This window comes from Sphingomonas aestuarii (assembly GCF_054457155.1).
Map to the genome: position 1 here is coordinate 436,948 of NZ_JBTKVV010000001.1, position 15,057 is coordinate 452,004.

Below are 15,057 nucleotides of genomic sequence, written 5' to 3' on the forward strand. Positions count from 1 at the left end.
GCGCAAACGCATGATATCCCGGCTTTCGCCGGAATGACGATTGGGTCACGCCCGCTCCGGCTTCAACCCCATCGCGCCCGCCAGCGTCTTGTGCCGCTTGGCCACCGCTTCGCCGTACAGCGCGGCGTCGCGCGGCTCCAGGTTCAGCGCGAGTCCCTCGCCTTCGATCCCTACGCTCGACCGCTTGAGCGGTCCGGCAACGCCACCGCTAAGTCGTTGGCCCAGCCGGATCGCCAGTCCCCACTGCGCGGCGCGCGCCAGTTCGCTCCAGTCGGCCAGCGCGGTCAGCGGTTCGGGCGCATCCATGTCGCCGCCCAGCGCCGTGTGCAGCGCCTGCGCCACCATCGCCCGCCCGCGCGCGTCGATCGCCACCCAGTTGCCGTGGAGCGCAATCTCCCGCCCCCGTTCGTCGCGAAATTCGGGATTGGCCTGCCACCCGACATCGGCGAGCAGGCAGGCCGCGTGGCGCAGCCGCTCGTCCCCTGGCGGATCGTCGAACAACGGCGCGATCCAGCGCGCGATCAGGTCGCCATGTTCGGTGAACCGGCCCAGTCGCGCGCCCTCGTCGCGCGCCGCCTCGATCAGCGGGTCGAGCGCGCGTTCCTCCGCCGACAGGCGTTCGTAGAGCAGCCCTTCGCGCAAGCCGTAAGCCGATGCGATGGTGGTCGAACAGCCGAGTTGCCGCAGGAGGATCGACAGCAGCGCCGATGCATCGACCAAAGTCGGGATACGCCCGCCCGACAGATTGGGCACCGCCTTCAGCCGACCGCGCGACATGCGCCCGACGCTGCGCGCGATGCGCGACACGGCGGCGGGGTCCATCGGATAGGCATGAATGACCGGCAGCGGATAACCCGACAAATGCATTTCCAGCCGCGCAAGCGCGCGCCACGAGCCGCCGACCATGTACAGCGGCAGGCCCTTGCCGCGTCCGCTCCATCCGGCATCGCGGATCAGCTTGGCCACGCGGCGTTCGAACGTCGCCTTGCCCGCGCCGCGCATCTGCGGGATGCGCAGCACGCCCAAGGGAAAGGATGCGCGGTCGAGCACCTCGCCGCCCTTCACCCGCACCAGTTCCAGGCTCCCGCCGCCCAGATCGCCGACGATGCCGTCGGCATCGGGAATGGCGGACAGCACGCCCAGCCCTGCGCCGATCGCCTCGTCCTCGCCCGACAATAGTTCGACGTCGAGGCCCAGCAGCCGTGCCGTTTCGATCAGTTCGTGCCCGTTCGACGCATCGCGGACGGCTGCGGTGGCGACGGTGCGCAGCTCGCTCACCTCCATCTCGCGCGCGAGCAGCGCGAAGCGGGCCAGCGCGGTGCGCGCGACGGCCAGCGCTTCGGGATCGATGCTGCCGTTTTTCGCCAGCGACTTGCCGAGCCCCGCCAGCACCTTTTCGTTGAACAGCGGCGCGGGCAGGCGACGCGGGCCTTCATAGACGACCAGCCGGATCGAGTTCGACCCGATATCGATGATCGCGCTGCGGTTTTTGCCCGCTGGCGTCGCCTCGGGCCGGCGCTTGAACAGGCGCGTTGCCATCAGGGTTCGCGGTGGATCGCGCGTCGCCTGCGCAGCGACAGTTTCTGCGGCATCGATTCGCGCGATTCGAGCGCCGCACCGCGCCCGGACAGCGACGGATTGGTCATGAAATAGCGGTGCAGGTTGAACGGGTTCGATCCCGGCTCGATCCGGGTGTAGCTGCCGTCCGGCTGCAATTCCCAGCTTTGTTCGCTGTCGATCAGATTGGCGACCATGACCTGATCCAGAATCTGGTCATGTACCGTCGGGTTCAGGATCGGCAGCATATATTCGACCCGCCGGTCCAGGTTGCGCGGCATCCAGTCCGCAGACGAGATGAAGACGTGCGCGCCGTCATTGGGCAGCGCCTTGCCATTGCCGAAGCACCAGATGCGACTGTGCTCCAGAAACCGCCCGACGACCGACTTGACGCGGATATTCTCCGACATGCCCGGAATACCGGGGCGCAGACAACAGATGCCGCGAATGATCAGCTCGACCTCGACACCCGCTTCGCTTGCCTCGTAAAGCTTTTCGATCAGTGCCGGATCGACCAGCGAATTCATCTTCGCCCAGACCGCAGCCGGTCGACCGGCCTTGGCATGCGCCATTTCCGCATCGATCGACTTCAGAATGTCATCACGCAGGTCGCGCGGTGAGAGCGAGAGCAGTTCCAGCGCCTCGGGCTGAACATAGCCGGTGATGTAATTGAACAGCTGTGCCGCATCGCGCCCCAGCCGCGGGTCGGCGGTGAAGAAGCTGAGGTCGGTATAGATGCGTGCGGTGACCGGATGGTAATTGCCGGTCCCGAAGTGGCAGTAGGTGCGGTACTGGCCGCCTTCGCGACGCACCACCATCGATACCTTGGCGTGCGTCTTCCAGTCGATGAAGCCATAGACGACCTGCACGCCCGCCCGCTCCAGCGCGGAGGCCCAGAGCAGATTCTGCTCCTCGTCGAACCGCGCCTTCAGCTCGACCACCGCAGTCACCGACTTGCCCGCCTCGGCCGCGGCGATCAGCGCATTGACGACGGCGGACTGCTTGCCGGCGCGGTATAGCGTCTGTTTGATCGCGACCACATCGGGGTCGGCGGCGGCCTGCTTCAGAAACGCCAGCACGACGTCGAACGTCTCATACGGATGATGAACGACGATGTCCTTGGCGCGGATCGCTGCGAAGCAATCGCCGCCATATTCGCGAACCCGCTCCGGGAAACGCGGGCTAAACGAGGTGAATTTCAGGTCGGGTCGATCCTCTTCGACCATGAACGCCAGGTCCGCGATCCCGATCAGTCCGCCTCGTTCGGACAGCACCGCGTCGCCGCCGCCCAGTTCCTCCTGCAATACCGCTTCCAGTTCGGCGAAGATGTCGTCCTCAACTTCCATGCGGATGACCCGGCCCCGGCGGCGGCGTTTGATCGCCGAGCGGAAATAGAGGACGAGATCCTCGGCCTCCTCCTCGATCTCGATATCGCTGTCGCGCAGCACCCGGAATGCCGATGCGCCGCGCACGCGGTAGCCAGGGAACAGGATCGCCGAGAATCGCTCGATCAGCCGTTCGACCGCGACATAGCGTGCGGGTTCGCCGGGCATCCGCACGAACCGCGGCAAGGACGGCGGCAGCAACACCAGCTCGCGAATGCGCTCGCCGTCCGATTCGCGCACCAGATCGAAGATGACGCTCAACCCCCGGTTGGGGATGAACGGAAACGGATGCGCGGGGTCGAGCGCCTGGGGGGTGAGCACGGGATAAAGCTGCTCGCGGAAATATTGCGACAGCCAGTCCTCGATCTCGCCGGTGATGTCGCTTTCGACCAGCACCTCGATCCGTTCGGCGGCGAGTTCGCGGCGCAGATCGTTCCACACCGCCTGCTGATCGTCGACCAGCGCGGCTGCTTCGCGCACGATGGCCGCAAGCTGCTGGCCGGGGGTCAGCCCGTCCGACGAGCGCTGCTCGACATCCTGGAGCTGCTGCCCCTTCAGCCCGGCAACGCGCACCATGAAAAATTCGTCGAGGTTAGACGCCGAAATCGACAGGAAGCGCACGCGCTCCAACAGGGGATGCGCGGCGTTGCACGCCTCTTCCAGCACCCGGCGGTTGAAGGCCAGCCACGACAATTCGCGGTTGAACAGCCGCACCGAGCCGCTGTTGGATACGAAAGGATCGTCGTCTTCGTCGTTCAGATTGGCGGCGGGTCGGGTGGTCATGGAACCTCGATAAGCAGCTTGTGTGCCATTAATGTGGCTTTTGCGACGGGAATCGACAATCGACCCGAACCCCTGCGCCAGCTTTCCTGTTCCAAAGCCTCGACCACCATCAGGATCGCGACATAGCTGCGCTCGATCCTTCGCGCGAGCCAGCGGATGACCTCTGGTCGCGCATCCAGTCGGCGACGCTCGAGCAAATGTGCGAGCAGGTCATGCACCAACACATCGTCGGGAAGGTCGATCCGAAGCACGGGCGTCGCCCCCAGCCGCGACCGGAGATCGGGCAGCCGCACCGGCCATTCGGGCGGGGCAGCGTCCGCGACGATCACCAGCGGCTTGTGCAGCGCCTGCGCCTGGTTCCACGCGTGGAATATCTCGGCTTCGGCGACGCTTTCGGCATTGTCGATGATCGCGGCGCGGGTCTTGGCCGAGAAGACGCGCGCCAGCAACGTGCGTCCCGATTTGCGCGGACCGACGATCAGCGCGGCCATGACCGGCCAGGTTGCCCAGCGCTCCAGTTGCTGGACCGCCTGCGCATTGGCGGAGGACACCAGAAAATCGTCGTCGCCCAATTCTTCCGGCCAGCCGAGCGGCAGGTCGAATTGGGTCATTCGCCGTTGGGCTCCGTGTCCTCCGCCGGCGCGGCGGGAGCCGCAGCGGCGCGGCGGATGCGCAGCGTCCCCGGCCCTTCCTGAACCTGCCAGCCGCGCGCCTCAAGCTGTTGGCGCAGCGCCGACAACGATCCCGAATAGGTCACGCTCATCACCGACACGCCGCCCAGCGCCAGGCTGCTGGTATTGGCCGCCGACACGCCGGGGATCGCGCGCAGCGCCGCTTCGGACGACGACACCGCGCCGACGCCGGGGCTGTCATACTGGATCGCAAAGCTTTGTCCCGGCGTGGTCGTCGGGCTTGGCGTAACCGCGACCGGCACGTCTTCGGTGGGAAGTTCGACGGGCACGACCTCCTCGGGCTGTTCGGACGGCGGCACGAAGCTGAGCAGCGCGTCGGGACGGAGGATGCCGCTCGCGAGGCCGCGCTGATAGGCCGCGTCGATACGGCGTATGCCTTCGTCGAGCAGCGCAGGGATGCCGTCGGCGTCGCGAACGCGCAGCGAGAAGCGCTCCAGCTCGATATTGTCGGGGCCGTATCCGGCGGTGAACACGCCCACCACCGGACCGCCAGGCCATTGGCGATACAGCTCCACCTGCGGGATCACCATGTCGCGCGCGCCATATTGGTTCAGGATCTGCCGCCACCATCCGCGCCCGCGCCGCCCGGTCTGCCCCTGATTGAGCAACAGCGCATCGGGGCCGGTGCCGGTCAGCCGGACATAATCGATCGTGGAGCCCGCGGTGCGATAGCGATTCCACGCCTGATTCCATTCGGTATCGCGCTCGTAAACGGTCGCCGCGCCGCCCGAAATCTGCACCGGCACGACCAGCATCGGCGGCGAGCGCGGCACGGTCACGGCAACGCCCAGAAGCTGCCCGGCGCGCGCGCGGCTGAAATTGACGCCCAGCCGCGCCACGTAGCGGTTCGGGCCGATCTGTTCGTTTTCGACGACGATGCCGGTGACGAGGCCATTCAATGCCGAATCGGGCAGCGACGACGGGCTGCCGCGCAGCCGCTGCGACAATTGCTGCCAGCCCTTGCGCTGCGCCAGCCGCCAGCCATTCTGGCGCGCCTGATCCGCGGTTTCGCCGCGCACATCGACGACGATGCCGGTGACCTCGAAGCTGCCCGACGAATCGACGCGGTCGCCTGCTTCGTCCATCTGCGCGACAACGGCCGTGCCGGTCGCGACCAGCGCGAGCGCGGACAGGGAAGCGGCGATGCGGAAAATGTTACGACTGGCCATGTGCGCCGCCCTTTTGACGCGGTGTGAGTGGAAATCCAAGCACGATGTGGCTAACGCGCATGGCCATGAGCGACGAAGCGAAGGGTTCAGCCCCACAGTCCGGCCCCTACACCTATGCCCAGGCGGGTGTTTCGATCGATGCGGGCAACGCATTGGTCCGTGCGATCGGGCCATTGGCGCGGTCCACGCGGCGTCCGGGCGCAGATGCCGATCTGGGCGGGTTCGGCGGCGTGTTCGATCCGAAAGCCGCCGGATACAGCGATCCGCTGCTGGTCGCGGCCAATGACGGCGTCGGCACCAAGCTGAAACTGGCGATCGAACATGACGCGCATGACGGGGTGGGCATCGATCTGGTCGCCATGTGCGCCAACGACCTGATCGTCCAGGCGGCCGAGCCGCTGTTCTTCCTCGATTATTACGCCAGCGGAAAGCTCGACAACGCGGTCGCGACGCGCGTGATCGCGGGAATCGCGGAAGGGTGTCGCCAGGCGGGCTGCGCGCTGATCGGTGGCGAGACGGCGGAGATGCCCGGCATGTACGCCGATGCGGATTACGACTTGGCGGGCTTCTGCGTCGGCGCGGTCGAACGCGACCGGTTGCTCACCGGAGACAAGGTAGCCGCTGGCGACGTGATCCTCGGTCTGGCGTCGAACGGCGTCCATTCCAACGGCTTCTCGCTGGTTCGTCGGCTGGCGGCAGACAAGGGCTGGGCGCTGGACGCCCCTGCCCCCTTCGACGGCTCGCAAAGCCTGCTCGATGCGCTGATGGCGCCGACGCGGATTTACGTGAAGGCGCTGCTGCCGCTGGTGCAGGCCGGTCGCATCCACGCACTGGCGCACATCACCGGCGGCGGTCTGCTGGAGAATATCCCCCGCGTGATGCCCGCCGGATGCCACGCGGTGGTCGACGCCGGGACGTGGGAATTGCCCGCGCTGATGGGCTTCCTGCAATCCGAAGGCGCGATCGTGCCCGAGGAAATGGCGCGCACCTTCAACTGCGGGATCGGCATGGTCGTGGTGCTGGCCGAGGACGTGGTTGCGGGCGTGACGCAGGCTCTGGAAGCAGCGGGCGAACGCGTGTTCCGCATCGGCCAAGTCGAGGCCGGAGAGAAGGGCTGCACGGTTCGCGGACCGGCTGGTTCTTTCGCGAGCGCCGCCGACTGGACCGCCACGCACCATGCATAACCCCACCCCGTTCGTTTCGAGCGAAGTCGAGAAACGTGAGCCGGGCGCGCGCGAGCGTTTTTCGACTTCGCTCGAAACGACCGGAGGGGTATGGTCCGAACGAACGGATGATGTGTGGCGGATCGCGTAAAAGTCGGCATCCTGATCTCAGGTCGCGGCTCCAACATGATGGCGCTGGTGGAGGCTTCCCGCGATCCCATCTGCCCCTATGAGATCGCTGTGGTCGCATCCGACAAGCCGGACGCCCCCGGCCTAACCTTCGCGCGCGACCACAGTATCTCGACCTTCGCGCTATCGCCCAAGGGCATCGGCAAACCAGCCTACGAAGCCGAAATCGACCGCGCGCTCCGAGAGGCAGGCGTCGAGCTGATCGCCCTCGCCGGCTACATGCGCCTGCTCTCCGACGATTTCGTCGGAAAATGGCGCGGGCGGATCGTCAACATCCATCCCTCGCTGCTCCCCAAATACAAGGGCCTGGACACGCACGCGCGCGCGATCGAAGCAGGTGACGCAGAGGCAGGCTGTTCGGTCCATCTCGTGACCGAGGAACTCGATGGCGGCGAGGTACTGGGTCAGGCACGCGTGCCGATTTTGCCGGGCGACACGCCGGAAAGCCTTGCCGCCCGCGTGCTGGTGGAGGAACATCGCCTCTATCCCAAGACCCTTGCGGAGTTCGTGCAGCGATGAGTCCAGACCCCGAAGCCGATATCGCCAAATTGCGCGCCATCGCGCTCGCGCTGCCCGAGACAGCGGAGAAAATCTCGCACGGCGCGCCGATGTTCTACATCGAAAAGGGCAAGGCCTTCGCCTATTTCAGCCACGATCGCCATGCGAACGGCGAAACCGCGGTGCTGGTAAAGACCAGCGGCGTCGAGGAACAGGCGATGCTGATCGAACGCGACCCCGATCTTTATTACAAGCCGCCCTATCTCGGCCCATCGGGCTGGGTCGCGATCCGCGTGGGCGGGCCGGATACCGACTGGGATCATATCGGCGACCGCGTGGCGATCAGCTGGGAACTGGTCGCGCCGCGCCGCTTGCTGGAGGCGGGCGGCAGATAATTCCTCCCCCATCGGGGGAGGTGGCAGTCGCGAATGCGACTGACGGAGGGGGCGCCACGCATCGCTGCGCTCGCGGCTTTCCCCCTCCACCATCCTGCGGATGGTCCCCCTCCCCCGATGGGGGAGGGGTTAATCAGGTTCAGCCGACGATTTCTTCGGGCTTGAAGAAGTAATCGATCTCGATCTTCGCATTCTCTTCCGAATCCGAACCGTGGACCGAATTGGCTTCGATCGATTCGGCCAGTTCCTTGCGGATCGTGCCGGCATCTGCGTTTTCAGGGTTGGTCGCGCCCATGATGTCGCGGTTGCGCTGCACGGCGTTTTCGCCTTCCAGCACCTGCACGACGACCGGCCCCGAAATCATGAACGACACCAGGTCGTTGAAGAACGGGCGCTCCTTGTGGACCGCATAGAAGCCTTCGGCCTGTTCCTTGGTCATCTGGATACGCTTGGACGCGACGACGCGCAGGCCGGCTTCCTCGAGCATTTTGGTGACCGCACCGGTCAGGTTGCGGCGGGTGGCATCGGGCTTGATGATCGAAAAGGTACGGGTGGCGGCCATGTCGGTCGCAGCTCCTGAAATAGGGGTTGGGAAAGTGGCGCTCCCCTAGTCGGCGAGCCGCCCAAAGGCAAGCGCGGTCAGCCGAACAGCCGCTTGGCGGCGCGTTCGAGCATCAGCAATTGCCACAGCGTCCGGCCATGTTCGGCGCGGCCCGACTGGTGATCGGCGGCGATCGTCTGGATCGCGTGCGGATCGAACCACACGCCCAGCACGGGCGATTTGGCGAGCGCCATCGCCTCACCGGCAAGACTCCCCCGAAACCACGCGCTGATCGGCGTCACGAAGCCCATTTTGGGGCGATACAGGATCGATTTGGGCAGATAGGGCTCCATACCCTTCTTCATCAACCATTTGCCCTCGCCGCCGCTGATCCGCATCGACGGCGGCAGCGTGGCGGCGAATTCGATCAGCCGGTGGTCGAGCAGCGGCTCGCGCGCTTCCAGGCTGACGGCCATGCTGGTCCGATCGACCTTGGTCAGGATGTCGCCGGGCAGCCAATGCTTGAAATCGGCATATTGCGCCCGGTCCAGCCAATCGCGCGCAGGCGCGTCGCGCATCGTCTCGATGATCCGCGTCTCGCCGCGATGGTCGCCCAGCGCGCGGCGCATCGCGTCGGAATAGAGACGCTGGCGGTTGGCGAAGGTCGTCACCCCGACCGCATCGGCATAGGCCTGACCACTGGTCGCCGCGAGCGCCAGCAACGTCGATTTGGCGCGCAACGGACGCGGCGCCCAGTCGGCTTTCGGGTATAGAGCGCCCAACTTGCCGAACCATTTCGCGCGCTGGGCATCGGGGATCAGCCCGCGCACGCGTTCTTCGGCTGCGAAGAATTTATGGCGACGGTATCCGGCCATCGCCTCGTCCGCACCATCCCCCGACAGCGCCACCGTCACCTGCTCGCGCGCCAACTGGCAAACGCGATAGGTGGCAAGCGCCGAGGCATCGGCGAACGGCTCGTCGAACGCGGTCGTCAGCGTATCGATCAGTCCGAAATCGTCGGCGTCCACCGTCCGCGTGCGGTGATCGGTGGCGAAGCGTTCGGCGACCAGCGCGGCATGCGCGCGTTCGTCATGCCCCGCTTCGTCGAAACCGATGGTGCAGGTCTTGACCGGCGACCGGCTCGCCTCCGCCATCAGCGCGACGACGGCAGAGCTATCGACGCCCCCAGACAGAAACGCGCCCAGCGGTACGTCCGCCACCATCCGCGACCGCACCCCCGCGCGCAGATGCTCGGTCAACTCCGCCATCAGGTCGGCCGCCGATCCCTTGGCCCGTCTCGAAAAATCGATGTCCCACCACTGCGTCGGGCGCGGCACCGGCTTGCCGCGTTCGATCATCAGGAAATGCCCGGCGGGCAGCTTCTCGACGCCCGCGACGATGCACGCATCGTCGGGGACATAGCCCAGCGTCAGATAATCCTCGATCGCGCTGACATCGGGCGAGCGCCGCACCAACGGATGCGCGAGCAGCCCTTTCAGTTCCGACGCAAAGGCGATGCCGCCATCCGACAGGGTAACGAGGTGAAGCGGCTTCACCCCCATCCGGTCGCGCGCAAGGAACAGGGTCTGACGCTCGCCGTCGTAGAGCGCAAAGGCGAACATGCCGTTCAGCCGCGCCAGCAAATCCGGGCCCCAGGCGCGCCAGCCGTGGAGCAGCACTTCGGTATCGCTCTTGGTGCGGAACCGCGCGCCCTTGGCCTTCAATTCGTCGCGGACTTCGCGGAAATTATAGATTTCGCCGTTATAGCTGACCGCCAGCGCATCGTCGGTCATCGGCTGCGCGCCGCCGCCCAGATCGATGATCGACAGGCGGCGATGACCAAGGCCGATGCCCGGCGCGGTCCACACCCCCGACCCGTCGGGGCCGCGATGCTCCATCGCGTCGGTCATCATGGCGATGCGCGCAGGGTCGACCGGCTTGGGAGTGGCGGGGTAGAAAATCCCCGCGATGCCGCACATCAGTCGGCACGTCCGGCAGCGGTGTCGGCAAGCGTATCGAGTGGTCCGAGCGCGGCCAGAAACGCCTCGATCTCATCACGCGCGCTCCCGTCGGTCCGCTCGGCGGAGACGAGGATCGCGACGCCCGACTGGGGGCCGCCCAACATGCGGTTTTTCAGGGTTTCGAGCTTCACGGCGTTTGCGCTACTGGAGAGGACATTGCCGACGCGATACCACGTCACCGCGTCGCGCTCCACCAGTCCCGGTCGTGTCATCCGCACCGCCGATCCGCCCGCGATGTCGGCCAAGTCCTGAACGCGGATCCACTCGCCTTCCTCGCGGATCGCGCCCTGACCGAAGGCGATCAGTTCCTTGCCCTCGCGCTGGCTGTCATAGACGGCGATGGCGAGGTCGACTGCCCTGCCCTGACCGTCGCCATAGCGTCCGATCAGGAAATGGTCGGCATTGGGATAATAGGGTGTCCACGGCGCGCGCGCGTTCATCGGCACCCGCTGCCATCCCGGCACGTCGGGAAGCGCGATTTGCGAAGGCAGCGTATCCGCGCGCGCGGCGATCACGCTCGCCCAGATCGCGAACAGCACCGGAATGCCAAGGATCGCACCGGTTGCCGTCACCGCATCGATCCGCCGCGTTACGGGCTTGTCAAGCGCAGCCGCATCGAACCACGGCGCGTCGGGATCGCGATCGAACCAGCGCCAGCCGATCGCCAGCACCGCCGCCATGACAAGGGCGAAGAACACCCAGCCATAGACGATATGATCCATCCCCGTGGCCTGCTCGATTGAGGTCCACCACGCGGCATAGATCGTCCCCCAGGCGCGCAAGCCATTGGCGATCATCGGCACAACGAACGCCATCGCCAGAAACGCTGCGCGACGGCGCCACGACACATAGCAGACGTTGGCGACGAGCGCGCCGTACGCGATCATCGCAATCACGAACTTCGACCCCGAACACGCCTCCGCCACCTCGAACACGCCGCTGGGGGTGTAGATCAGCACGCCGTCCACCGTCGCAGGCACGCCGAATGCATGGAGCAACGGCATAATCATTGCGACCGTCAGGTCTTGCAGCGGTTTTTCAAGGAAATCGCCGAACGGCACGAGAAAACTCAGATAGAACAGCGGGAACAACATGCCCCGTGCGACCTGCGGCCCCAGCAGCGTCACCACCGCGCCCTGCAGCATCAGCACCAGCCCGGCATGGCGGAACAGCCCGACCGCCGCCGCGTCGCCGATCAGCCAGCCGAATCCGCCCGCACCGACCAGCGCCAGTCCCGGCCACCACGCCGTCGGCGTCAGCTTCGCCAGGTCGTCCCTGCGCTGCCACACCAGCCAGCCGACCACCGGCAGCACGAACAGACAATGGCCATAGGTCGTGCTGTTCCAGTAGATGCCCGCCAGATCGGCGACGTCGCCGTGGAAGATCGCAAGCAACGCCGCCCAGCTCGCCGCCAGCAGGATCAGGTGCCGACGCCAGCGCATCGCGTGCGCGTCGTCTTTCGCCGCGAACTCGGGGTGGAATGCGACCGTCACGCCGCGTCGCGCAAGCGTGCCGATTGCGGTCGCCCCTGCCCCACCAGATCGTCGAGCGCCGCCAGCCGCGCATCCCAGCCATAGCGGGCAATCACCCGCTCGCGCGCCGCCTTGCCCCTGGCACGCGCGCCCTTGCGGTCGGACAGCAACGCCGCGACCTGTTCGGCGAAGTCGCCTGCGTCACCGCCGACCAGGATCGTGCCGTCATGGTCGATCCCTTCCGCCGCCGATGGCGTCGCAACCACCGGCAAGGCCATCGCCATCGCCTCCAGCACCTTGTTCTGGATGCCGCGCGCCAGTTTCAGCGGCGCGACCGCCACGCTGGCCGCGGCCAGCCACCCGCGCACGTCATCGACCTCGCCGGTGACGATCACGCTGTCGGACGCGAGTGCCTTCACCGCCTCGGTCGGGTTGCGCCCGACGATCGCGAAGCGCGCCTTCTTATGGCGTTCGCGGATGCGCGGCAAAATGTCGTTCGCGAACCAGCACACCGCCTCCACATTCGGCGGATAATCCATCTGGCCGGTGAAGACGATCAGCGGCTCCGCCTCCTCCACCGGCTGAAACGCCGCGCGCGGATCGAAATGGCCGGTGTCGATGCCGTTTTCCACCGCCATCACCCGCTCAGCGCCGCTGCGACGACGAAACAGCTCTGCCTCCGCTTCGCTGACGAATAGGCTGGCGCGAGCGCGGCTGGCGATGCCACGCTCATAGGCAGCGAGCAGCCGCGCCTCGCGCTTCATCATCAGCTTTTTGGGGAGCGCTTCAGTCCTGGCATAGTCGGCGAACTTGGCCGAATCGACATCGCAGAAATCCATGATGAACCGTCCGCGCGGTCTGAACGGCACATATTGCGCCATCTGGCCGGAGAAGCAGTAGATGGTGTCGATGTCCGAATGCTCGAACAGCCGGTCGACCGCCGATTGCAGCGCGCGATTTTCGAACGCGGTCAGCGACACCGGCTTGCGGCGAATGAGCGCCTCCAGCGCCGCCGCTTCGTCGCTCTTGCCGCGCCAGACGACCGACTGGCTGGCGGTGTAGCGGGCAAGTGCCGCCTTATGCTCCATATCCCGGCATTCGTCGGCAAAGGTGACGAGGTGAACACGGCGCTTTTTCGACAGATATTTCAGGATGTTGAACGCGCGGATCTTGTCGCCGCGATTGGGCGGATACGGCATCCGGTGGCAGAGAAAGAGGATGTCGCCCATCAGCCGAGCCCCTTTGCGATCCAGGGGCCGATGCGGTTGGCGAGTGGCAGCGGCAGTTTCTGCCAGGCGGCGACCTGCAACCGGTATTTCGGGTCGAGCGGGTTGATCTCGCGCGGGGCCGCACCATCAGCGGCGCGCTTGGCATAGGCGAGCGGTTCGCCAGTGAACCCCCAATTGCGTTTGAAGGCGGCGGCCCCCGTGCCGACCTTCGAACGCCCGAAATCGAACCGCGTGCAGCCGCGCGCGCGGGCATCGCACATCAGCGCATAATACATCCGGTCGTTGGCGCGCAGCGCGCGTGCTTGCGCCGTGCCGCCGCCCCAATAGGGATAGACGGTGCCGCGCCAGTAAAGGCTCAGCACGCTCGCCACTGCGCGGCCCTGATGCCGGACCGTCAGAATGTCGGCACGGTCGCCGAACGCGTCGAGCACTTCGGCGAACAGCCGCTTGGGAAATACCGGCGTCCCCAGATTGCGAACCGATTCGGCATAGACAGCGTAGTGCGCATCACGTTGTGTCTGATCGCTGCCGGTTTCGACCGTCAAGTCGAAGCCCAGCGACCGTCGCACTTCCGCCCGCTGCTTGCGCGGGATCGCCAGAAGCTCGGCCTCGTCATCCCCGGCCAGGTCGCGCGCAAAGCCCAGATAGCTGGTCGTATCGCGGTGCCAGCCCTCACCTTGCGGCAAGGCCCCGCCGCGCAACTCCAGCGTGGGGCAGGACAGCCGCTCCGCCAGCACCCATGCCGCATCGACCAGTGGCGCAACCGCGCCCGGATCGGTCGACAGCACACCGCCTCCGACCGCAAAACCGCTCGATACCAGCGCGCTGCCGAACAGCGGCGAATGCACCTCGGTCAGCGGCAGCACACCGGCCAGTTCGCCATCGCCGCGCTCGGCGATCAGGGAATGCGCCACCTGCCCGCAACCGCGGGCCACCGCCACTCCCCATTCTGGCAAGTGGAATGGCGTTGCTGCGTCATGCGCATCGACGAACGCGGCAATGCGCGCGCGTTCGCTCGCGTCGCCCGGATCGACGGCGCGGACCGTCACGGTGGACAGGGCAAAGGGCGCGTTCACGGCGTCCGCGCGGCCTCGATCGCGGCAACCCGGTCGGTGCGCCCCCACGCATGGTCGCGCATCAGCGCCTCCAGCCTGCCTTCCATCGCGCCCAGTCGCGGATAGTGACGCAGCTTCGACCGCAGCGGCGCATTGGCGACCCTCGGCTGATCGGGGTCCATGTCCCAAGGGTGGAAATAGAAGATTGCGGGCCGCTGGTCGGCATTGACCGTCCGTACCGCATGGGTGGTGAGCGCACGTGGCAGCAGGCGAAAAAAGCCGCCGCCCGTCGCGATCCGTTTCGGCCCGATCGCGGTCACCGTCACCGGCAGCTCGATCATCGCCGCGCCCTTTACCGGACGCCAGGCGAAGCGCGGGCTATCCGCCCAGCCATAATGGTCGTGCCTGAGGGGGGCGACGCTTGAGGAATAGGCATAGCCCTCCGCCGCCAATGTCTCGTGCGCCCAGGGGGTGCGCTGGTCGATCGAAAAACTCGGCGCGCGGTATCCCGTCACCGCCTGCCCGCTGGCGTCTTCCAGGATTGCGCGCGTGCGGGCGATGTCGGCGCGGAACGCTTGCGGGCTCATCGTAAACACGCGCACGTGATCGTAACCGTGGCTCGCCAGCTCATGCCCCGCCTCGACGATCCGGCGCATCAGCTTGGGATAGCGTTCGCCAACCCAGCCAAGCGTGAAAAACGTCGCTTTCACACCGCACCGCTCGAACAGCGCGATCACCGCGTCGGCGTTCGCCTCGACCCGGTGTTCCAGCCCGTCCCAATCGGCGCGGCGGATGGTGTTTTCGAACGCCCCGACCTGAAACCAGTCCTCGACATCGACCGACATGGCGTTGAGCACAGGCGCGTTTACAGAGGCGTCACCCTCGGTCGCGATCCGCGAATGAAACAT

General features: G+C 66.3%; 14 protein-coding genes. 4 read left to right on the top strand and 10 right to left on the bottom strand.

Going from position 1 to position 15,057, the window contains the following annotated elements:
- Nucleotides 1–45: 45 nt before the first annotated feature.
- From ACX0GZ_RS02255 to ACX0GZ_RS02270, 4 genes are read right to left on the bottom strand one after another with little or no spacing between them, the layout of a single operon-like run.
- A complete protein-coding gene (locus ACX0GZ_RS02255) occupies nt 46–1,539 on the bottom strand; it encodes a Ppx/GppA phosphatase family protein (RefSeq protein WP_458812914.1) in 1,494 nt (497 codons plus the stop codon).
- A complete protein-coding gene (locus tag ACX0GZ_RS02260) occupies nt 1,539–3,725 on the bottom strand; it encodes an RNA degradosome polyphosphate kinase (RefSeq protein WP_458812916.1) in 2,187 nt (728 codons plus the stop codon). Before ACX0GZ_RS02260 ends, ACX0GZ_RS02255 begins: the two co-directional genes overlap by 1 nt.
- Complete coding sequence (locus ACX0GZ_RS02265) at nt 3,722–4,336, bottom strand: P-loop NTPase family protein (protein WP_458812918.1); 615 nt, start codon at nt 4,334–4,336, stop codon at nt 3,722–3,724. Before ACX0GZ_RS02265 ends, ACX0GZ_RS02260 begins: the two co-directional genes overlap by 4 nt.
- Nucleotides 4,333–5,586: a heavy-metal-associated domain-containing protein gene (locus ACX0GZ_RS02270; protein WP_458812920.1), complete on the bottom strand. Its 1,254-nt coding sequence runs from the start codon at nt 5,584–5,586 to the stop codon at nt 4,333–4,335. Before ACX0GZ_RS02270 ends, ACX0GZ_RS02265 begins: the two co-directional genes overlap by 4 nt.
- 65 nt (nt 5,587–5,651) lie before the next feature.
- On the opposite strand from ACX0GZ_RS02270, the gene purM reads away from it, so the two are divergent.
- The 4 genes from purM to ACX0GZ_RS02290 are packed head-to-tail and all read left to right on the top strand — an operon-like array spanning nt 5,652 to nt 7,831.
- The gene (gene purM / locus ACX0GZ_RS02275; RefSeq protein WP_458812922.1) at nt 5,652–6,770 is read left to right on the top strand and encodes a phosphoribosylformylglycinamidine cyclo-ligase; all 1,119 of its coding nucleotides are present in this window, start codon (nt 5,652–5,654) and stop codon (nt 6,768–6,770) included.
- Nucleotides 6,763–6,900: a hypothetical protein gene (locus ACX0GZ_RS02280; RefSeq protein WP_458812924.1), complete on the top strand. Its 138-nt coding sequence runs from the start codon at nt 6,763–6,765 to the stop codon at nt 6,898–6,900. The genes purM and ACX0GZ_RS02280 overlap by 8 nt, the downstream gene beginning before the upstream one ends.
- Nucleotides 6,901–6,935: 35 nt before the next feature.
- Nucleotides 6,936–7,457, top strand: a complete 522-nt coding sequence (gene purN / locus ACX0GZ_RS02285; RefSeq protein ID WP_458813296.1) for a phosphoribosylglycinamide formyltransferase — start codon at nt 6,936–6,938, stop codon at nt 7,455–7,457.
- Nucleotides 7,454–7,831, top strand: coding sequence for an MmcQ/YjbR family DNA-binding protein (locus tag ACX0GZ_RS02290; RefSeq protein ID WP_458812926.1), 378 nt, complete (start codon nt 7,454–7,456; stop codon nt 7,829–7,831). The genes purN and ACX0GZ_RS02290 overlap by 4 nt, the downstream gene beginning before the upstream one ends.
- A 139-nt stretch (nt 7,832–7,970) precedes the next feature.
- On the opposite strand, the gene ndk is transcribed toward ACX0GZ_RS02290, so the two are convergent.
- From ndk to ACX0GZ_RS02320, 6 genes are all read right to left on the bottom strand, one after another.
- A complete protein-coding gene (ndk, locus tag ACX0GZ_RS02295; protein ID WP_458812928.1) occupies nt 7,971–8,393 on the bottom strand; it encodes a nucleoside-diphosphate kinase in 423 nt (140 codons plus the stop codon).
- Nucleotides 8,394–8,470: 77 nt separating this feature from the next.
- Nucleotides 8,471–10,351: an XrtA/PEP-CTERM system amidotransferase gene (locus tag ACX0GZ_RS02300; protein WP_458812930.1), complete on the bottom strand. Its 1,881-nt coding sequence runs from the start codon at nt 10,349–10,351 to the stop codon at nt 8,471–8,473.
- Nucleotides 10,351–11,886: an exosortase A gene (gene xrtA, locus ACX0GZ_RS02305; RefSeq protein WP_458812932.1), complete on the bottom strand. Its 1,536-nt coding sequence runs from the start codon at nt 11,884–11,886 to the stop codon at nt 10,351–10,353. Before xrtA ends, ACX0GZ_RS02300 begins: the two co-directional genes overlap by 1 nt.
- Entirely contained in the window at nt 11,883–13,094 is a 1,212-nt protein-coding gene (locus ACX0GZ_RS02310) for a TIGR03087 family PEP-CTERM/XrtA system glycosyltransferase (protein ID WP_458812934.1), read from the bottom strand. The genes xrtA and ACX0GZ_RS02310 overlap by 4 nt, the downstream gene beginning before the upstream one ends.
- Nucleotides 13,094–14,170 carry a FemAB family XrtA/PEP-CTERM system-associated protein gene (locus ACX0GZ_RS02315; protein ID WP_458812936.1) on the bottom strand — a complete coding sequence of 359 codons (1,077 nt, stop codon included), beginning with the start codon at nt 14,168–14,170 and terminating at the stop codon, nt 13,094–13,096. The genes ACX0GZ_RS02310 and ACX0GZ_RS02315 overlap by 1 nt, the downstream gene beginning before the upstream one ends.
- Nucleotides 14,167–15,057: an XrtA system polysaccharide deacetylase gene (locus ACX0GZ_RS02320; RefSeq protein ID WP_458812938.1), complete on the bottom strand. Its 891-nt coding sequence runs from the start codon at nt 15,055–15,057 to the stop codon at nt 14,167–14,169. The genes ACX0GZ_RS02315 and ACX0GZ_RS02320 overlap by 4 nt, the downstream gene beginning before the upstream one ends.